Annotated in this window: 19 protein-coding genes and 3 tRNA genes; 10 read left to right on the plus strand and 12 right to left on the minus strand. The window is 58.9% G+C overall.

The window, feature by feature from the left end:
• Nucleotides 1-415: 415 nt before the first annotated feature.
• Nucleotides 416-955, plus strand: coding sequence for a substrate-binding domain-containing protein (locus tag FYJ31_RS07830; protein WP_256756172.1), 540 nt, complete (start codon nucleotides 416-418; stop codon nucleotides 953-955).
• Between the two features lie 135 nt (nucleotides 956-1090).
• Here FYJ31_RS07830 and FYJ31_RS07835 read toward each other — a convergent pair whose 3' ends face one another.
• Nucleotides 1091-3724, minus strand: a complete 2634-nt coding sequence (locus tag FYJ31_RS07835; RefSeq protein WP_154536427.1) for an ATP-dependent DNA helicase RecG — start codon at nucleotides 3722-3724, stop codon at nucleotides 1091-1093.
• Between the two features lie 99 nt (nucleotides 3725-3823).
• Nucleotides 3824-4018: a 50S ribosomal protein L28 gene (gene rpmB / locus FYJ31_RS07840; protein WP_007051452.1), complete on the minus strand. Its 195-nt coding sequence runs from the start codon at nucleotides 4016-4018 to the stop codon at nucleotides 3824-3826.
• A 370-nt stretch (nucleotides 4019-4388) separates the two neighbouring features.
• Here rpmB and FYJ31_RS07845 point away from each other — a divergent pair, with 370 nt between their 5' ends.
• Nucleotides 4389-5405 (plus strand): carbohydrate kinase family protein, encoded by a 1017-nt coding sequence (locus FYJ31_RS07845; RefSeq protein WP_012576769.1) that lies wholly within the window; start codon nucleotides 4389-4391, stop codon nucleotides 5403-5405.
• A gap of 225 nt (nucleotides 5406-5630) precedes the next feature.
• Entirely contained in the window at nucleotides 5631-6908 is a 1278-nt protein-coding gene (locus FYJ31_RS07850) for an MFS transporter (protein WP_154536428.1), read from the plus strand.
• Nucleotides 6909-7088: 180 nt separating this feature from the next.
• On the opposite strand, the gene FYJ31_RS07855 is transcribed toward FYJ31_RS07850, so the two are convergent.
• The 3 genes from FYJ31_RS07855 to FYJ31_RS07865 form a co-directional block, all read right to left on the minus strand.
• Nucleotides 7089-7832 (minus strand): MerR family transcriptional regulator, encoded by a 744-nt coding sequence (locus tag FYJ31_RS07855; protein ID WP_154536429.1) that lies wholly within the window; start codon nucleotides 7830-7832, stop codon nucleotides 7089-7091.
• Between the two features lie 178 nt (nucleotides 7833-8010).
• On the minus strand, nucleotides 8011-8205 hold the full coding sequence (locus FYJ31_RS07860) for a hypothetical protein (protein ID WP_154536430.1): 195 nt from the start codon (nucleotides 8203-8205) through the stop codon (nucleotides 8011-8013).
• Complete coding sequence (locus tag FYJ31_RS07865; protein ID WP_025341912.1) at nucleotides 8195-8518, minus strand: type II toxin-antitoxin system RelB/DinJ family antitoxin; 324 nt, start codon at nucleotides 8516-8518, stop codon at nucleotides 8195-8197. The genes FYJ31_RS07860 and FYJ31_RS07865 overlap by 11 nt, the downstream gene beginning before the upstream one ends.
• 259 nt (nucleotides 8519-8777) lie before the next feature.
• Between FYJ31_RS07865 and FYJ31_RS07870 the strand changes: the two genes are divergently transcribed.
• Nucleotides 8778-8966 carry a Vacuole effluxer Atg22 like protein gene (locus FYJ31_RS07870; protein ID WP_154536431.1) on the plus strand — a complete coding sequence of 63 codons (189 nt, stop codon included), beginning with the start codon at nucleotides 8778-8780 and terminating at the stop codon, nucleotides 8964-8966.
• An 18-nt stretch (nucleotides 8967-8984) separates the two neighbouring features.
• Here FYJ31_RS07870 and FYJ31_RS07875 read toward each other — a convergent pair whose 3' ends face one another.
• From FYJ31_RS07875 to FYJ31_RS12845, 3 genes are all read right to left on the minus strand, one after another.
• Nucleotides 8985-10055 carry a helix-turn-helix transcriptional regulator gene (locus FYJ31_RS07875; protein ID WP_060868031.1) on the minus strand — a complete coding sequence of 357 codons (1071 nt, stop codon included), beginning with the start codon at nucleotides 10053-10055 and terminating at the stop codon, nucleotides 8985-8987.
• 378 nt (nucleotides 10056-10433) lie between these two features.
• Nucleotides 10434-10619 carry a hypothetical protein gene (locus FYJ31_RS07880; RefSeq protein ID WP_007054784.1) on the minus strand — a complete coding sequence of 62 codons (186 nt, stop codon included), beginning with the start codon at nucleotides 10617-10619 and terminating at the stop codon, nucleotides 10434-10436.
• Nucleotides 10616-10927: a hypothetical protein gene (locus tag FYJ31_RS12845; protein WP_229773962.1), complete on the minus strand. Its 312-nt coding sequence runs from the start codon at nucleotides 10925-10927 to the stop codon at nucleotides 10616-10618. The genes FYJ31_RS07880 and FYJ31_RS12845 overlap by 4 nt, the downstream gene beginning before the upstream one ends.
• A 92-nt stretch (nucleotides 10928-11019) precedes the next feature.
• On the opposite strand from FYJ31_RS12845, the gene FYJ31_RS07890 reads away from it, so the two are divergent.
• On the plus strand, nucleotides 11020-11226 hold the full coding sequence (locus tag FYJ31_RS07890) for a Vacuole effluxer Atg22 like protein (RefSeq protein WP_154536432.1): 207 nt from the start codon (nucleotides 11020-11022) through the stop codon (nucleotides 11224-11226).
• A gap of 415 nt (nucleotides 11227-11641) precedes the next feature.
• On the opposite strand, the gene FYJ31_RS07895 is transcribed toward FYJ31_RS07890, so the two are convergent.
• The 4 genes from FYJ31_RS07895 to FYJ31_RS07910 form a co-directional block, all read right to left on the minus strand.
• A complete protein-coding gene (locus tag FYJ31_RS07895) occupies nucleotides 11642-11866 on the minus strand; it encodes a hypothetical protein (RefSeq protein WP_008782837.1) in 225 nt (74 codons plus the stop codon).
• Between the two features lie 341 nt (nucleotides 11867-12207).
• Nucleotides 12208-12280, minus strand: a tRNA-Val gene (locus FYJ31_RS07900).
• A gap of 48 nt (nucleotides 12281-12328) precedes the next feature.
• Nucleotides 12329-12400: transfer RNA gene (locus FYJ31_RS07905), tRNA-Val, on the minus strand.
• Nucleotides 12401-12446: 46 nt separating this feature from the next.
• Nucleotides 12447-12519, minus strand: a tRNA-Gly gene (locus tag FYJ31_RS07910).
• 226 nt (nucleotides 12520-12745) lie between these two features.
• Between FYJ31_RS07910 and FYJ31_RS07915 the strand changes: the two genes are divergently transcribed.
• From FYJ31_RS07915 to FYJ31_RS07935, 5 genes are all read left to right on the plus strand, one after another.
• The gene (locus FYJ31_RS07915; RefSeq protein ID WP_229773963.1) at nucleotides 12746-12913 is read left to right on the plus strand and encodes a flavoprotein; all 168 of its coding nucleotides are present in this window, start codon (nucleotides 12746-12748) and stop codon (nucleotides 12911-12913) included.
• Nucleotides 12914-13377: 464 nt separating this feature from the next.
• Complete coding sequence (locus FYJ31_RS07920; protein ID WP_195839476.1) at nucleotides 13378-13929, plus strand: methylated-DNA--[protein]-cysteine S-methyltransferase; 552 nt, start codon at nucleotides 13378-13380, stop codon at nucleotides 13927-13929.
• A 320-nt stretch (nucleotides 13930-14249) separates the two neighbouring features.
• Nucleotides 14250-15656, plus strand: a complete 1407-nt coding sequence (locus FYJ31_RS07925) for a DUF2974 domain-containing protein (RefSeq protein ID WP_195839477.1) — start codon at nucleotides 14250-14252, stop codon at nucleotides 15654-15656.
• A 90-nt stretch (nucleotides 15657-15746) separates the two neighbouring features.
• Complete coding sequence (locus FYJ31_RS07930; protein WP_154536434.1) at nucleotides 15747-16478, plus strand: TetR/AcrR family transcriptional regulator; 732 nt, start codon at nucleotides 15747-15749, stop codon at nucleotides 16476-16478.
• A gap of 117 nt (nucleotides 16479-16595) precedes the next feature.
• Nucleotides 16596-18029 carry an aspartate ammonia-lyase gene (locus tag FYJ31_RS07935; protein WP_007051460.1) on the plus strand — a complete coding sequence of 478 codons (1434 nt, stop codon included), beginning with the start codon at nucleotides 16596-16598 and terminating at the stop codon, nucleotides 18027-18029.
• The last annotated feature ends 10 nt before the right edge of the window (nucleotides 18030-18039 follow it).

Below are 18039 nucleotides of genomic sequence, written 5' to 3' on the forward strand. Positions count from 1 at the left end.
CGCTTCGGCTTGCGCATCACGGAAGTATCCGGTTGCGCCGTTGCATTTGTCATAGTTTTTCTCCTAACCCGTCTGAATGAGCCTGCCAACAACATCGTCGCCATTGCCGTTTCATCCATCGGTACGTCCTTCAATGTACAAGGCTTTAAAAAAAAAAGCAAATAAAACTTCATCGCGCGTGGCGAAATTTTCGTTATCTTGTTTTCCCGCCTTAGAAGGGCTTTATTGCAACGATATGCACAAATCGCACCCATCGAAGAAACAGCAGCCAATCCATGGCTGCAGCATCCATCTCCGCTATATAGGCAGCAACACGCCGATAGAAAAGCTGTTCTAGAGTAGCGAAAATTTCTCTACTCTATATGTAACGCTTTTTGCAGCGTCGCATACGAAAAGAGAAGAGCCGGGGGTAGGCATTGATAACTGGACCGGGGGAATGATCGCCACACAATATCTCATATCATTGGGGCATCGACGAATCGCCGTCATCACTGGCCCTACTAATTCACAATCCTCACAAGCGCGGCTGAGCGGATACATGGCGACGCTGCAGAAAAGCGGCATCAGCGCGGATCCGCATCTCATCAAGGTCGGCGACTACGTATCCGACAAGGCATACAAGGCGGCATGCAATCTCCTGGAAATGAGGGAGCAGGACCGACCGACCGCCATCTTCGCGTTCAACGATCTCGTCGCGATCAACGTCTATCGCGCCGCCCGACAGCACGGCATCAGTCTGCCCGAACAATTATCGATCATCGGTTTCGACGATGTCTATCCTGCGGCAAGCATGTGTCCATCCCTGACGACCATCAGGCAGCCATTCGACCTCATCGCCAGACAATGCATCAACCTGATTCTCGAAGCGCGGGAAGGAAAGGTGGAACAGAATTACTTCATTTTTCCCACGCAGCTTGTCGAACGCGAAAGCTGCGTATCGCCAGCACGTCCGTAACTCAGCAACGGAACACAGAATCAGCTTCCACGAAGCACCCATGCATATGCAATCCGTCTCTGGCACAAGCATTTACTTCTGTTTACCAGATGAAAATACAATATCGTGCGATTACGGGGGGGCGCAGCCCTAGCCTCAGCTGGAGGTCAGGAAGGTTTCGTTGCCTCGGGTGAAGTCGAGGACGGCACCGGCGAGTTGGACCTCGTCTGCCAGTTCGGGGTCGGCGGCCAGAAGCTGCTCGGCACGGGTGCGGGCGTCGGCGATCATGTCGGCGTCCTTGACCACGCGCAGGAGCTTCAGGCTGGACTTGCCGCCGGATTGGGCGTCGCCGAGCACATCGCCGGCACCGCGGAATTCCAAGTCGGCTTGGGCGATTTCGGCACCGTCGAGCGAGTGGTGAATCACTTCGAGCCGTTGCTCGGCCGGGGAGCCGGGTTCCGCACGGGAAATAAGGAACGCCCACGAGTTGGTGCCGCCACGTCCCACGCGGCCGCGCAGCTGATGCAACTGAGAGAGGCCGTATCGGTCGGCATCAAAGATGACGATGCAGCTGGCCCGCTTGACGTCCACGCCGACTTCGATCACCGTGGTGGACACCAGGATCGGAGTCTCGCCGCCGGCAAAATCGGCCATGACCTGGGTTTTGACGTCATCCTTGTCGCGGCCGGTCAGAGTCGCAAACCGAATGCCTTGGAATTGCGGGAGTTTCTGCAACCGGTCGGCGATTTCGGCCACCGCATGCAATGGCGGGCGAGCCACGGTTTCGCCGTTCTCGTCGAAGGTTTCGTAGGGATCGTCGATGCCGATGGCGTCGACCGCCGCGCGCGTTGCACGGCCGCCCGCAGCTGTGCGGGCGCTGGAACCAGATGCTGCGGCGCGTCCGCGGGCAGAACCGGCTGCTGACGAAACGCCGGAACCGCCTTCGTTCTCCTCATCATCCGCATCAATGCGCGGGCACACGATATAGGCCCGCTCCCCCGCGTCGACTCGCGCGCGAATGTGCGCGAACATACGCCCCATGGTGGCGGCGTCGGCCTCATTGACCACCACGGTGCGAATCGGTTTGCGGCCGCCGGGCAATTCGGTGAGCCAGGAAATATCGAGATCACCGAACCAAGTCATGGCGGCAGTGCGCGGGATGGGCGTGGCGGTCATCACCAGTAGATGCGGCGTGGTGCCGTCGTCGGTTTTGGCGTTGAGACTTTCGCGCTGTTCCACACCGAACCGGTGCTGCTCGTCGATTACCACCAAGGCCAAGTGCGGGGCTTGGAAGGTCTTGGAAAATGCCGCGTGCGTGGCCACGATAATGCCCGGCTCGCCACTGGACGCCGCAGCAAGTGCTTTACGTCGCGCAGCAAGCTTCATGCCGCCCGTCAACAACGTGACTGGAATCGCTGGCTTGAGTTGCTCCACCATCCGGCCAATGGTTTCGGCATGCTGCTCGGCCAGCACCTGAGTCGGGGCAACAAGCACGGCCTGATAGCCGGCGTCTACGGCTTGGAGCATGGCAGCGAGCGCCACTACGGTTTTGCCGGAGCCCACCTCGCCTTGCAGCAGACGCTGCATTGGCCAGTCATGAGCCAAATCGGCGGCAATATCATGAATAACCTGCTGCTGCCCTGCAGTGAGGGAGAACGGCAGGGATGCGATGAACTGATCGCGCAGACTGTCGGTTACCAACGGGCAAGAGTGAGCCGCGGATTTATGGGCGTGCGACCTGGCTTTAAGCAGCGAGGTCTGCGAAACGAAAGCCTCCTCATAGCGCAGGGTTTCGATGGCTTCCTTGAACCGGGCCGTGGAGGCCGGATCATGAATGGCCAGGAACGCCTCAGCCCGATGCATGAGGTTCTTGGCCTTGCGCACCGATTCGGGCAGCACATCTGGGATGGATTGGGAGAGCGCCTCAGCACCGGATTCGGCGGTCGTGCCGGACTTCTCTTCCCCGTTTTGGACGGCGATGGTGTCGGTCGTGGGAGCCACGATGTCGGCTGACCCAGCGCCAGCGTGTTTCCCGTCAGGCGTGGATGACGTGCGGGCCCCCATCATCCACAGCAATCCCAGAATCGTCTCATGAATATGTTCGGATGAAATACGCGAACTGGCGTGATATACCGGGCGGGGCCGGCAGACGCGGGTAAGCGCCTCTTGCACGGTATCGGCGTCGTATTTCAGCGCGGCCCCGGAAGGGGCAGCCGCGGCCGGCGGATACGCGGACTGCGCACTGGCATACGGATCGGTACTTCCCGCAAACGCGCCATTGCCGGATGCCGCGCCCCGAGCGTAACCCTCAAGCCCCGCTCCTGTTCCGGCCGACCCGGGCGCGACAGTGAGGATTTCGGGGTGCGTGAATTGCAGCTGCCCCATGTATTCGCTGGGCATACCGGAGACCACCACAGACGTGCCGGCGCGCAGCCGCATGCTGACCCAATCCACATACGATTTACGATACGAAAAGAACGTGAGCCGAGCCGTGCTGCCGGGTACGCGACGAGACCGGGCGAAGTCGGCGTCATCGACCGTCGCCTCGAGTCGGTAGCCGCGGCGAGCGTTCATCGGCACCACGCGCATGTCTCGTATCACGGCGGCAAATGCCATCTGCTGGCCGGGTGCGGCCTCGCGGATGGCGCGAAGCGGCACCGGTTCGGTGACACGGAAGGGATAGTAGGTCAGGGCGTCGCCGACAGTGACGATTCCCAGCGATTTGAGCGCGGACACGCGACGCTTGTTGGTGACCAGCGAAGCGAGAGTGGTGTCCATAGTGATGCTCATATTGGCCTATTCTATTCGCACGGCCCCTTTAGGCCGCAGAAACAACAAAACCCGCTGAGCCGAAGCTCAAACGGGTTTTGCTCCACGTTAGTACGCGATTCACGCGGCCACGCGCTGAACCTTGCCGGCCTTGAGGCACTTGACGCACACGCGCAGGCGAGTGTTCTCGCCATCAATCGTGGTGCGCACAGACTGCAGGTTCGGGCGGAAGCTACGCTTGGTACGACGGTGCGAATGGGAAACGGTGAAACCGGTCTGCGGTCCCTTGCCGCACACTGCGCAACGAGCTGCCATGATGGACTCCCTTAACCTTGATGTGTCAAGTCTTTCGCGCATTCGACCGCCGGTTTCACCCGACATGCCGAACACACAACTTCACAAATATATAGCCCAATACCGACAACCGCAACTCTTGCGTGTATCATGGGCGAACTTCGGCGGTTCACGCGCGGTTCGAGCGTAACTTGCGAGTGGGCCATCAGCGGTTCGCGAGCGGCTCGGCATTGGTTCGCCATCGGCGAATTACGCCGCAAATCGTAGCGTTTACCTGATAAAACACGCCGGCCTGCCTATTCCGCATCCAGCAAACTCTCATATAATCTCGGTATAAGAGATGGCAGGGGACGAAGGGGTCCTCGTGCAACTTACGACGAAGGAGGCTGTCATGTTGAATCTCAGGCGAGGTATCGGCACTCACGAGCCCAGCGTGATTTCACTGGGGCAAGTCTGGGTGGACATTATGCTCAATGTGGACGAGGTGCCGGCACAGGGCGGATTCGCCGTGGCCGATCATCCGAAGCCTTCCATTGGCGGCAGCTATCGCGTGCTGCAGGCGGCCAGCCGCATGGGCGTGCCGACCGAGCACGCCGGCATTCTGGGCAACGGCCTGTGGGCGCATTTCATCCGCCAGTCATTCCAAGACAACGGCATTACGCATATCGGCCAGGATCGTCTTGATGAGGATTCCGGTTTCCGCGTGGTGCTGAGCTCCGGCGCGCCGAAGAAGACGTTCATCGCTTCCTATGGCGCCGAGGCTCATGGCGACGCGGACACGTTCAACACGCTGGAGCCGCAGCCCAAAGACGTGGTGCACATCAGCGGCAACACACTGATGGACCATACGGCCACCGGCGTGGACGGATTCCTACTCAAGGCCGGTACCGACCCGGCTGCACGCGACTACACGCTGGTGATCAATCCCACCAATACGTTGCGTCTGGTCAACGACCATATGCTTGAGGACCTGGTGCTCGCACGCCCGGTCTGGTCCTGCAACCGTCAGGAGGCCATGACGCTGGCCGAGCGCCTGGGCGCGCCGATCGACGACAGCAAGGTCACCATCGGCGGTGGACTCGACGACTTTATGCACCAGTTGTGTGACGGCTTGGGCACTACACTGCGCGCGCCGCTGGTGGTGCGTGTCGGCGCCCGCGGCGCTTGGATTCGTGAGCCAGGTGGCGAGACGATTCATATCGAGGGATACCCGACCAAGGCCGTACACACCCGTTCGGCGGGCGGTTGCCACACCGGCGTGATGTGCGCGATGCTGGCAAAGGGCCATAGTCTGGCCGAATCGGTAAAGATCGCCAACGCGGCGGCATCCATCGCCATCCAGCGCAGCCTCAACGGCGTGCCGCAATGCCCCGATTACGACGAGGCCATCGCGCTGATCGGCGAATAGTTTCCGGACGATTGAGTGGATTTCCTCATCTGGGGGAATCCACGATCGGCTCCCTTCAGTCCGCTTCGCGGCCAGCTCCCCTCAGCGAGGGGAGCTATTTTTCTGCCCTGGCTCCCCTTAGAAAGGGGCCCCGGCATTATTCACCCGCCGTTCAACCGGAATGGTCCCCCTACCCTAGTCCGCGCTTCTACGATAGATTGAGTTGAATACCGTCGAGGAGTGCATATGACTGATCCCACGAATGTCCACGAACCGGTGCCGCAAAGCGCCAAACTGACCGCCCGCGAAAAGAAGTGGATCATCTACGACGTCGGCAACTCGGCATTCGTGCTGCTGTCCACCGCCGTCATCCCCATCTACGCCAAATCACTGATGCCGGCGGACGGCAACATCGTGTCCGCCTGGGGTTACGCGCAAACCATTGCCTCCTTGGTCATAGCGCTGCTCATGCCGTTGCTCGGCTCCATCGCCGACGTGCAAGGCATGAAAATCAAGTTCTTCCTGGGCTTCTTCGGCACCGGCGTGGTCACCTGCTGCGCAATGGCCTTGCCCCTGACCTGGCTGCCGTTCCTAGTCGTCTACATTCTGGCGACCATCGGCCTCAACGGCTCGCTGACGTTCTACGATTCGATGCTCATCGACACCACCTCGAACGAGCGCATGGACAAGGTCTCCTCGCACGGCTACGGCTGGGGCTACATCGGCTCCACCGTGCCGTTCATCGCCTGCATCGCGCTGATCTTCGGCGGCCCGTCGCTCTTCGGCTGGTCAACGGCGGCCTGCACTCGCGCATCGTTCATCATCACCGCCATCTGGTGGGTGGCATTCACCATCCCGCTGCTTACCAGCTACCGCCAAGTGCACTATCGCGCCACCCGTGACCAGCTGGGCTCGGCCATGCGCGGCACGTTCAGCGAACTGGCGGGCACGTTCGGCAAGATCGTGAAGAACAAGCCGTTGTGGATGTTCATGATCGCGTTCTTCTTCTACATCGATGCCGTGAACACGGTGATTTCGATGAGTACCTCCTACGGTGCCGAGCTTGGCATCGACTCCACCCAGCTGGTGGTGGCACTGCTCGTCACGCAGTTCGTGGCCTTCCCCTGCGCGATTCTCTACGGCCGTCTGGCCGGCCGGTTCGGCTGCAAAGTGATGATCACGGCGGCGGTCGTGGCATACATGTGCATCGTGCTCTTCGCCGCGTTCTTCATGAAATCGGCCGTGGAGTTCTGGATTCTGGCGATTCTGGTCGGCATGTTCCAAGGCGGCATTCAGGCGCTGTCCCGCTCGTACTACGGCAAGATCATCCCCAAGGACCACGCCAACGAGTACTACGGCTTCTACGATATCTTCGGCAAGACCGCCTCAATCATCGGCACCTTCCTGGTAGCCACCACCACGTCCCTGACCGGCAACGCCTCGTTCGGCGTGCTGTCGATCGCAATCCTGCTGATCGTCGCGCTCATCTTCCTGCTCCTGCAGAAGGACCCAACGCAAGCGTAATATCACCCATCAATCAGCAACAGGAACGCCGAAGCAGCGATAAAACGGCAGACCCTACCGCCCGAGCCGCGATCTGAAACAATTTAGCCCTGCACAACGCACATATTTTGACAGGGCGGTAGTTGTCGCAACTTCTGCGACAACTACCGTTGGTAAATCGAACGCTATAATCAGAAACTTTCAGATGCTGAGTTCCATGCAGTACCCCCTGTGACCGCAATGCGGGCAGGTAAGCTTGCGTGTCTTGGGCGTGTGTGCGGCGAATACGAACTCTCGCATACCCGGCTGGAAAGTCTCATGGCAAGCCGGACATAGGTACTGCACGCGGGAGCGATAGTACTTCATCGCCGCAACAGTGAGCGCAATCGCCAGCAGAACGGCGACCGGCAGCGGCCACCATACGTCTGTCATCACACCGATGACGAGGCATGCAATTTGCAACAAAGTCGCGGGCAATGCGATTGCCAACATGACCAAATATGTGGTGCGCAGGGAATGAGTGGTTGTGGTGTTCATAACGGTTGCTATGTCGGTTAATGTTGACGATACGAAGTCAGACGCCGAGACCGTCAGTGCTTTGCGCAGCTGCAAGCAGTCATCAAGACGTTGCTTCTGCTCGGCGATACCCGACTGCAAGGATGCCGTCTGCTGATCCAGCAAATCAACCAGCACCCGTTCCGGCCGCTCGTCCGACAGAATCGAGCGAATCTGCTCCAGCTTGAAGCCGAGTCCTTTGAGAAAAAGGATGACCCGCATCCGCTCGACCTCTGCAGCCCCATACAGCCTTCGGCCGCCGTCGCTGATCTCATTGGGAATCAACAGACCTTTGGCGTCGTAGTACTGCACGGTTCGCACACTCACACCAGTGAGTTTGGCGATGTCCCCTGTGGTGTATCGGCTGTCCGTTTCATCGTCCATCGACATGGCCTAACCTCCTTTCACCAAGCAATATGCCGCATTACGCAACGTCACAAGCAACATACGACGCAACGTCGACCACAAAACCTTCACATATAAGCGGACTGTAGAAAGACATCCGACCATCGCAATTGTGCACTGGTTCACAGTGAGCACCCCGAACCAGTTAGACGGCAGAACAGAATTACAGCCACACCTGTTCTTCAGGCTTTACCTCGCCGACCGCATTGGCCACACGTATGGCATCATTCCGACTCAATCTACCGGTGAATCCCTGTAGATCCGACCGGAGGAACCGCACCTGCATGCGATACACGTCGAAGACATGCAATCGCTCCGGAACCGGCATCAATTCCGGAATATCATGATTATTCGCCATCGCGCCACGCCTTGGGCAGTACGGCAACACCATCGGCGCCCCGGCTTGGATTCAACACCATGGCGTTCGGCACTTCGACCACCGGATATCCCTGTTCGTCGACCCCACGGTACGTAACTCCATTGGCGGCAACACGTCCCGCGCGAGGCAGCACGGGTTCAGGCGCCTTCACCTCGAACGGAATACGACGCTGCGACACCAACTGCACGCTGGCCATATTCACGAACGTATTGAAATTCAATCCCATGGAATCAAGAATGGCGTTCACTTCAGCTTTGAGATCATCATCCATGCGAACAGTGGTAGTGCTCATAATGAATCCTTTCCAAAGCCAATTGTATTACTAATGACTTCTTTTCTCAATATAATCCGTAGGATGCTTAACGCTTTTGCATCATGACCTTGACATCGGGACAATCCCGCGTGAAACCAATCTCTGCCTTTGCGCTCATCAGCTGGGGAGCTCACGATCACACTCATGCGTCGCAGACCACGAGCCTCACGCGCCTCCTCATTCCACATCTGTGTTAACAACATGTGTTAATCGCATGCATCGCCACCATGATTCCCCAATGATTTCAAGGGTTCCCCGGTCTCACTATTGTTTCTTCCCTAAAACGGCCTCAATCATCGGCACCGTCCTGGTAGCCACCACCACGTCCCTGACCGGCGACGCCTCGTTCGGCGTGCTGTCCATCGCCGTCCTGCTCGTCGCGGCGCTCGTTTTCCTGCTGCTGCAGAAAGACCCGACGCGAAACTAACTAATTTGCGACGCGCAATCAGCGCTCGCGATAATCCTTGAACAGTTGGATGGCGATGGCCGCGATTCCGCACAGCACGCCGCCGATAGGCCATGCGACCCAGAACATGCCTGTACCGGCGGTCGACCAATCACCGCGCAGAGCAGCTGGGCTCAGGAACAGCAAGCACAGGCCAATCAGCGTGGCTATCATCATGATGATGCCGCATACCGCGCCGGTCAGTTTGGCGTAGAAATCCTGCTCGCCCGCATGCTCCTTGCGGTCGTCCTCGGCCGCTTTGTTGTATGCGTTGATATTGAGCAGACTGTATCTCATGCCGCAGTAGACAAACCCGAAAACACCGGACGCACAGAGCAGCAGAAAAATTGCGTTGGGCCAGCCATCGGAGACGCCGAGCATGTCATCGGCATACACCGTCACCGCAATGCCAATCAGAATAGCCGAGATGCCACCGACGATGCCGATTACCAGCAGCCGCAATTCTCGGCTGCGGTCCTCCCCGGTGTAGAAATCTTCTACGTATGGGTGACGCCGTTTGAAGTCAATACGCGACAGACCTCCTGGAATCAGCATCGCCAGCCCCGCAATCACACCCACGCAGACGCACAGAAACGTCAGAAAATCGTTGAGCGGCGTCGCTCCGAGAATGGAATTGCTGGAATCGAACAGGTTGCCGATGCCAACCCCGGCGACAATCGCAGCAACACCGCCGGCAATCAGCAGAGCGAATCGGCGGCGATGTTCATCGTAGCCAGTGATATCCTGCGCAAGCTCCGCGATAGGAGCGATTATGCCCGCCGTTTTGGAAGAAGCGGCTAAAGGCGATGCCGTCTCAGCCGAGGAGTCAACATTCGACGAACCGGCCGCAGAAGCCGACGCGGCAGGCCGACTCACATCGCCAAGTACCAGATCATCAAGCGTGCAGCCGAACAGGTCGCAGATCATAAGCAGCTTGTCCATCTCGGGATAGGCCTTTTCGGATTCCCATTTCGAAATGGCCTGACGCGAGACGCCAAGCAACATGGCCAATCGTTCCTGGGTCAGGTTGCGTTGCGCACGTAGGTACTGCAGGTTAGCGCGAAAACTCATTGGAATGTCCCTTCATACGTAATCTTTATCATGTCATGTTCGGCCGATGGGCTCACTATGGCATGCCGTCCATATCACCCGCCACCATCTTTGGGTTGCAATCGCCGGTTATTCGAGCGCAACCACAAGTTGCATCGGCGGAATTCCGCCATTCCGTTGACCTGAGCAGCTTTAACATCGCACTCCACGAGACCGAAGCTTTTCCAGCCATGCGAGGGCAGCTTGTCTCACCTGCCACCACGAATCCGCTTCGACCCACGTACACATCTGTGTACAGCAGCGCTCGCAATCGGTTACCTACGACCCATATGATTTGCTGAGCGACCGCAAAACACGCAATAGCCGAGACAACACCGTCAGCGTTAAAGCTTAAGGCGACTACTTGCCCAATAGTCCGGAAATCTGGCTGATGATGTCAGCGGGCAGTCCTGCTTGTTCGGCAATGGATCCGAGGTCCAGATTGGCACCCTGCTCCTGAATTGCACCAGCGACCTGACTGATCTGGTCGGCGGAGATGTTTTCCTCCGCCAGCGCCTGCAGCTCGTCAAGTCGGTCGGCGTTCAAATGGTCGCCAACGACCTGTTGATTTCACCCAACTGATCGGCATTGAAATGCTCACCGATTACCGCCGGCAAATCACCAATCGAACCGAGATTGAAATCCCCGCCAAGCACATTGCCTAGATTGTCTGCGGCAAAATTTTTCAGGCTATCGAACAGTCCCACATGTGCCGCTGGTACTGCTTGTTCAGCAACTGCTGCAGAGCATCGCACAGACCCTGCATCAATCGCCGCTCTTCGGTAGACAAGTCCCGCGTGAAACCAATCTCTGCCTTTGCGCTCATCAGCTGGGGAGCTCACGGTCACACTCATGCGTCGCAGACCACGAGCCTCACGCGCCTCCTCATTCCACATCTGTGTTAACAACATGTGTTAATCGCATGCATCGCCACCATGATTCCCCAATGATTTCAAGGGTTCCCCGGTCTCACTATTGTTTCTTCCCTAAAACGGCCTCGATCATCGGCACTTTCCTGGTGGCCACCACCTCCCTGACCGGCAACGCTTCGTTCGGCGTGCTGTCCATCGCCGTCCTGCTCGTTGTGGCGCTCGTTTTCCTGCTGCTCCAGAAGGATCCGACGCGCGCAAACGTGCTGAGACATCGCCGGTGAACCAAGTTCTGCCTTTTTACCGACGCCAGCTCGCATAAGCAGGAATCAAACGTCGGCGCTGGGACACAGAACGGGAATCCGCCGACGTTCAGAGTATCTGATGTCGGTGCCGGGCCATGTTTTGGACGCCACCGACACAAGTACCACTCTTGGCGACGGTGGTGGGGCATCCGCTGTCCCACCACCGTCGCCAATCGTTCTCAGCGGCGTTGACAATCCATTATCTGTCCCTCCAACGCCGCCAGACGTCAACAGCGTCGGCGACGGTCCGGATTTTGACGCACCACCGATGCAAAACCATTGCAGGCGGTCCGTACGGAACATCAGCCGCGACCACCGAACGAGCACCAGATGCGGCATCAGCCGCGACACCAGCCGCACTTATCGACGCGCCCTTACCGCGTCATCACGTCCATCAATACAATGACTCATCGGCATATCCGGCTGCAGCCCAATAATCGTCGGCCGATAGCGAGCGATTGAAACCGGTGGCATGATCGCTTCCGAGGTCGCCCTCGCCACCGAGATCGACATCGAAATCAGTACCAGCATCGGAAGTACCGCCGGACATACCGGCAACGGACCTGACTTCGGTTTTCAGCAGGTATTTCTCCGCGAAATTCAGCGTGGTGCACACCATCGCAAACCCCTTTCCATGCCGTTGCCCTGGCTGACCAAGACGTCCTTGTGTAAGTAAGTATGGCGGCTCCCCTTCCGCACCGCCATATCCACTATGGAAGCACGCCGCGGCACACGACACAAGCCCCGGGACATATGAAGAAGTTATGGCCGGTTCAAAGCACCCGTATTACAGCCCAAACGGCACCGCGCGCAGCGGGATTGCACGACGGCCGGACGCCACTCATAATCGGAAACCGCTCACAGCCAAATGCCACCCGAGGCCGGACGCCATATAAGGAGCCGTGGCACGGCAGATATAGAAAATGCCCGCCATCATAGGCTGACGAGCGTGATATCGGGTGGGCGATGTAGGAATCGAACCTACGACCCCTTCGGTGTGAACGAAGTGCGCTAGCCGCTGCGCCAATCGCCCGAGCTTGTGATGAAAAAACCGGCAACATTCTGCCGGCGATTCATCGAGTGGGCGATACAAGATTCGAACTTGTGACCCCTTCCGTGTCAGGGAAGTGCGCTACCACTGCGCCAACCGCCCGGGTCATCCTCCGGTCGAATCAATCAGTATGAATCAACCATCCGAGAGCGGACAACGGGACTCGAACCCGCGGTCTCAACCTTGGCAAGGTTGCGCTTTACCAACTAAGCTATGTCCGCATGTGTTACCTTCACGGGCAACAGGTGATAAAGATACGCCAATCTCAGGAAAAAGCCAAGCCCCCGCGTGTCCCACCGGTTTTCCAACGATTATCGGGTGCCGCCGTGCACATAACTCGCGGTGACCGTATACAGCAGCCAAGCGATGGGCATGGCCAGCATAAACAGCGGGTAGAACCAAGCGATGGGCACATTGCACGGCCATGGCCGTGGAAATCAGGAACGCATGACGATAACCGATCAGCTGGCCGAAGAGGCCAAGGCCTTGATCGGCGACCGTGCCGAAGCGAAGTTCCTGAACTACGCCGACGTGCCGTTCTTCAACCAGGACGAGGAATTCCCGAACCCGACAGCCGCCGTGGCCGCCGCCTTCCTGGCGCTCGTTGCGGAGTAATCCCGCCTGAATCTTGGTTACGTTCCGCCTCAAGGCGGACGGCGGACCAGCTGCATCAGCAATGTGCCGAACCCCTCTGATTGACTCCAATCAGAGGGGTCGCTGCGTTTCAAGGGGCTGATTTGGCCTTCTCCGGAGGTCTACTCCCGTTTCAAGGGGCTGGTGGCTGAGTAGACACGGGCCAAAAACGGCGTAATGACGTTAGCCCGAAGCCGTTTATACTTGCGGTTTCCCGGATGAGGAGCCCCTCGAAACGGAGATAGACCTCCGGAATAACCCAAATCAGCCCCTCGAAACGGAGTTAGACGGTTGGGATGTCGGAAAGAACACTCACGCCGGCCCAAGAACCCCCACTATGTCAGATATCGCTGCCCAGCACGCAATACTGACGGTACAGCACGACCCGTCCTTCATGGAATCAGGCACGGTATGGGCTTCATCCCTCAACGCGCGATAATGGCGGTATGACGCAACGACAACTGATGCGGGCCACAGTCGAAACGCCCATCGGCCGGATGATGATGGCCTCGGACGGCGAGGGCCTGACCGAGCTCTGTCTTGAAGACTGGTGGTGGGCCACCGATCACCAAGCCGTTCTCGATTCGAATCGCGAATCCGATCGTGAACCCGATGTGTTCCGTATGACCCGCGTATGGCTGACCGCCTATTTCGCCGGCGAGCGCCCCGGCCTAGATCAGACGCCGCCGTTGCATCCCGCCGGCACGCCGTTCCAACATGAAGTGTGGAATCTGGTGGCCGAAATTCCCTATGGCATGACGGTAAGTTACGGCGAACTCGCCGCCGAATTGGCCGAACGACGCGGTGGCGGCCGCATGGCCGCGCAGGCGGTCGGAGGCGCAGTGAAGCGCAATCCGGTTACCATCATCGTGCCCTGTCACCGCGTAGTCGGCTCGGGCCGCGCGTTTGGCGGCTACGGCGGCCGACTCGACATCAAGGCCAAACTGCTCGACCACGAAGGCGTGGATCTGGCCCGCTTCAATCTGCCGAACCTTTGACGGCCCCAACGGTCCGCCTCGTCAAAAGGATTGAGTGGTTACCCCTCCCGCTGGCGGGAGATGGCGCGTAACGCCGGAGGGTGGTCGGCTGGCTGGCATCGCAACCCTGCTACCCGACAATTTTCGACAAGCTGACGGGAATCCTTCCACGAATTGTTCGCCGTCGGTGCAGTCTTGCTCGATCGCGCCGGCCAAAACCGTACAATCCCTACAATGGAATGCATATGGTTAATTGCTGCGCGCAGCCGCACGGCCGCACGCGATCGCAAGACCACATGGCCCAAGGGGATACGCAATATCAACGGAAGCAGGAGGTGCGTATGACCGGCATTATCGATTACGCGCACACCGAAACGCGCTCCTTCGCCGACTTGCCGTTCAACGAAATCGACGCCTTGATCATCTCCACGCTCATCTATGAGGATGTGGCCAGTGTCTGTCCGACGTTGATGCTGGATGAGACGCGGTCAGGCTCGTTCGCCGCACGCATTCGCGCTTTCGAGCCCAAGCATCCACTGATCTGGCTGAAGGGTATCTGGCATCCCGAGCTTGAATCGGTAAGCCTTGACGAGGCCAACCGCGAGCTGCATCGTTCGCCGGAAACGCATGCCGACGACAAGCCGCACGAAGCCCAAATGGTTTCAGTGGTCAATCCGGACCTGACCCACGACCTGTTCCAGGCCGCAGGCGAGAACCCCCGCTACGCCAACGTTCGCCTGGGCGCGGTGGTCGAGCACATCAATCAGGGCGAGCAAACCCAATTCGCCGCCGCCACCTTCCAACTGCCCGACGGCCACAAGCGCCGGAAGCCGACCTACAAAGGCACGTTGGTTATTTCCTTCCGCGGTACCGATGATTCGCTCATCGGATGGAAGGAAGATTTCAATATGGCTTTCCAGTATCCGGTGCCGGCGCAACGTTCAGCCAGCGCCTATCTGGATACGGTGGCGCGACTGTGGGAGGGTCCGATTATTCTGGTCGGCCATTCCAAGGGAGGCAATCTGGCGATTTACGCGGCCATGAACGCCGACCCCAAGGTGCGCAAGCGCATTCAGCATGTCTATTCACTGGACGGCCCCGGTTTCCCGCCGGAGATTGTGACCAGCCCCGCCTACCGCACCATCCAGCCGAAGGTGACGAAAATCGTGCCAAGTTCGTCGATTGTGGGCATGATTTTCGAGACCCCGGAGCCTTGCCGCGTGGTCTCTTCCGATTCGGATGGCATCATGCAGCATTCCGCCTTCACCTGGCTATTGGATGGCGACCAGTTCATCACCGAGCCGGATTTGAGTTCCAGCTCGCAGTTGTTTAACGAGGAGCTGAACCATTGGATCGCCACGCTTACGCCCGAACAGCGCGAGCGTGCGGTGGACGCGCTGTTCACCGTGCTGCACGCCAACGGCGCCACCAGTTTCAGCGAGGTGATGAGCAACTTCCCCGCTTCGATTCCGGCGATGCTTGGCGCGTACGTTGGGCTGACCCCCGCAGACCGGCGTCATTTGGTTGAGGCCCTGGCGATACTGTTCAAGGCGTCCACGGCCAAACGCAAGCCGACGCCCGCCCCGGCTTCCGCACCAAGTTCTGCGACCTCCAAAGCAACAGCCGAGATCCCAGCAGAAACTGCAGCAGGAGCAGATAGCGCAGCTCCGGCCAGAGCCGATACTGATGCCGATGCCGGCACCACAGCTTCGCCATCAGCGGAGGACACAACTGAAATCGCCGATTAGCTCATAGACATGTCCACAAATAATAGTTATACTGCCCAATAAGTTATTAGACAGCGTGACCATATCACGCTGGTGCATCAGGAGGAAGAGATGCCACGTCCACGCCATGATTCCGAGGTGCTGCCCGCCAAAGAACGCCTCGAGAACGCTTTCTGGGAATTGCTCGCCGACCGCGACTATCGCAAGATCACCGTTACCGACGTGGTGCGTGAGGCTGGCGTGAACCGTAATTCGTTCTACTATCACTTCTCCAGCCTGCCCGAATTGGCCGATTCAGCCATCCTGCATCAGGTCGAATCGATTCCGATCAACCGCACCCCCGATCCGAACGGCAATCCCGAGGAACAATGGCGAGACCGCGTCACCGCCACGCTCTCCGATCCAGAGCAGCGTCAGCGCCTCGACCACCTGGCCCTGTTGGCAGGCCCGCACAGCACGCTTGAACTGACCGAATCGCTGCGCGACTTCTGCCGTCTGCAAATGCTCAGCACATTGCAACGCGACCCCAAGAACCTTGACCTGAAAACCGATCTCATGGTCGAGTTCACCGTGGGCGGCATGCTCGCCGTGCTGCAACGTTGGCCCGAATTGAGCGGCACCATCGAAATCAAAGACCTGCTTAAAGAAGATGTGGCCGTGCTGGCCATGGGCATATACCTGGCCATGAGCCAAAAGGACATGCTTAATTACTGGAATCGCATCTTCGTGCACAATGCGCAGGATTCGACCGCCCCCGGCATGCCGGTCGCCGCCACGCATGCCGCGCCATCCACCATCTCATCGTCGAACGGCCCCGCAGGATTCCCCGGGTACACCGCTTGACCGAAAACCAGCGAGTCTGGATTGTTTCCGCCGCACGAACCTCGCGTGAGGTTTCTCACAAGGCGCAATCAGCCTCTCATGCTGGCGTTTCCAACCCACGCACAGGAAGATGGAAGCATGAGCGAAACATCGAACAAGACCCGTCTGGAACATGACTGCATCGGCCAGATGGAGGTGCCGGCGAACGTCTACTGGGGTATTCACACCCAGCGCGCTATCGGCAACTTCCCGGTCTCCGGCATCACCGATAGCCAACATCCCGAGCTGATTCGCGCCTATGCCACGGTCAAGCGCGCCTGCGCCATCGCCAATGAGGAATTAGGCCTGATCGACCCAGCCAAGGCCGAGGCCATTCGCGCCGCCTGCCTAGAAATTGAGGCCGGCAAACTGGCCGATCAGTTCCCGGTCGATGTGATGCAGGGCGGTGCCGGCACCTCGTCGAACATGAACATGAACGAGGTGATCGCCAACCGTGCGTTGGAAATCGCCGGCCGCCAGCGCGGCGATTACACATACATCCATCCGAACGACGACGTCAACAAGTCGCAGTCCACGAACGACACCTACCCGGCCGCCTGCAAACTCGCGCTTATCGACGCGATCGGGCCGCTCGCCGAGTCCACCAAGAAACTCGCCAAGGCCTTCCACGATCTGGCCGACAAACATATCAATGACGTGACGATTGGCCGCACGCAGCTGCAGGACGCCGTACCAATGACCTATGGTCAGGAATTTCATGCGTTTGCCACGCTGTTGAAGTCTGATTTGGCTGCATTCGATCGCGTGGTGCCGCTGCTGGCCCAGCTCAACCTCGGTGCCACCGCCATCGGTACCGGCATTTGCGCGGATCTGCGATTCCGCAAGTCCGCTATCAAGCATCTGGCGCAAATCACCGGGCTGCCGGTCACCGCCGCGCCCGATCCGGTGGCCGCCATGACGGATATGGGCGCGTACGTGGCCACGTCGGCTGCCATCAAGAGCCTCGCCGTGCACCTGAAGAAGGCCGCCGACGATTTGCGACTGCTCAATTCCGGGCCGCGCTGCGGTTTCAACGATCTCAACGTGCCGGCTCGCCAGGCCGGATCGTCGATCATGCCGGCCAAAGTGAACCCTGTGATCCCCGAATGCGTCAACCAGTGCTGCTTCACGATTTTCGGCATGGACGTGACTGTGAACTGGGCTGTGGCCGAGGGACAGTTGCAGCTGAACGCCTTCGACCCGGTGATGGTGCATGAGCTGCTGACCGGCATGGCGTTGCTGACGCACGCCATGGAGACGTTCCGCGTCAACTGCGTGGAAGGCATCGAAATCAATGCTGACCTGGGGCGTTCATACGCCCAGTCCTCACCGTCGATTTCCGCCGCGCTCAACCACTACATCGGCTACGAGCACGCGGCCGACATCGCCGCCGAAGCCGTACATACCGGCCGTACCGTGCGCGAGGTGGCCGGCGAACGCACCGACCTGCCCGCCGAGCAGTTGGACGAGATTCTCGATCCGATTCGACTGGCCCGCGGCCTCGGCCAGACCTGCCGCGAACGCCAGGAGTAGCGGAATCGAC

Source organism: Bifidobacterium sp. WCA-178-WT-4B (assembly GCF_009696495.1).
Taxonomy (GTDB): Bacteria; Actinomycetota; Actinomycetes; order Actinomycetales; family Bifidobacteriaceae; genus Bifidobacterium; species Bifidobacterium infantis.

Coding starts and splice junctions, on each gene's coding strand:
- FYJ31_RS07835 (WP_154536427.1), bottom strand. CDS start 3,724: ATGAGCATCACTATGGACACCACTCTCGCTTCGCTGGTCACCAACAAG.
- rpmB (WP_007051452.1), bottom strand. CDS start 4,018: ATGGCAGCTCGTTGCGCAGTGTGCGGCAAGGGACCGCAGACCGGTTTC.
- FYJ31_RS07845 (WP_012576769.1), top strand. CDS start 4,389: ATGTTGAATCTCAGGCGAGGTATCGGCACTCACGAGCCCAGCGTGATT.
- FYJ31_RS07850 (WP_154536428.1), top strand. CDS start 5,631: ATGACTGATCCCACGAATGTCCACGAACCGGTGCCGCAAAGCGCCAAA.
- FYJ31_RS07855 (WP_154536429.1), bottom strand. CDS start 7,832: ATGTCGATGGACGATGAAACGGACAGCCGATACACCACAGGGGACATC.
- FYJ31_RS07860 (WP_154536430.1), bottom strand. CDS start 8,205: ATGGCGAATAATCATGATATTCCGGAATTGATGCCGGTTCCGGAGCGA.
- FYJ31_RS07865 (WP_025341912.1), bottom strand. CDS start 8,518: ATGAGCACTACCACTGTTCGCATGGATGATGATCTCAAAGCTGAAGTG.
- FYJ31_RS07870 (WP_154536431.1), top strand. CDS start 8,778: ATGATTTCAAGGGTTCCCCGGTCTCACTATTGTTTCTTCCCTAAAACG.
- FYJ31_RS07875 (WP_060868031.1), bottom strand. CDS start 10,055: ATGAGTTTTCGCGCTAACCTGCAGTACCTACGTGCGCAACGCAACCTG.
- FYJ31_RS12845 (WP_229773962.1), bottom strand. CDS start 10,927: ATGAGTGTGACCGTGAGCTCCCCAGCTGATGAGCGCAAAGGCAGAGAT.
- FYJ31_RS07890 (WP_154536432.1), top strand. CDS start 11,020: ATGATTTCAAGGGTTCCCCGGTCTCACTATTGTTTCTTCCCTAAAACG.
- FYJ31_RS07895 (WP_008782837.1), bottom strand. CDS start 11,866: ATGGTGTGCACCACGCTGAATTTCGCGGAGAAATACCTGCTGAAAACC.
- FYJ31_RS07915 (WP_229773963.1), top strand. CDS start 12,746: ATGACGATAACCGATCAGCTGGCCGAAGAGGCCAAGGCCTTGATCGGC.
- FYJ31_RS07920 (WP_195839476.1), top strand. CDS start 13,378: ATGACGCAACGACAACTGATGCGGGCCACAGTCGAAACGCCCATCGGC.
- FYJ31_RS07925 (WP_195839477.1), top strand. CDS start 14,250: ATGACCGGCATTATCGATTACGCGCACACCGAAACGCGCTCCTTCGCC.
- FYJ31_RS07930 (WP_154536434.1), top strand. CDS start 15,747: ATGCCACGTCCACGCCATGATTCCGAGGTGCTGCCCGCCAAAGAACGC.
- FYJ31_RS07935 (WP_007051460.1), top strand. CDS start 16,596: ATGAGCGAAACATCGAACAAGACCCGTCTGGAACATGACTGCATCGGC.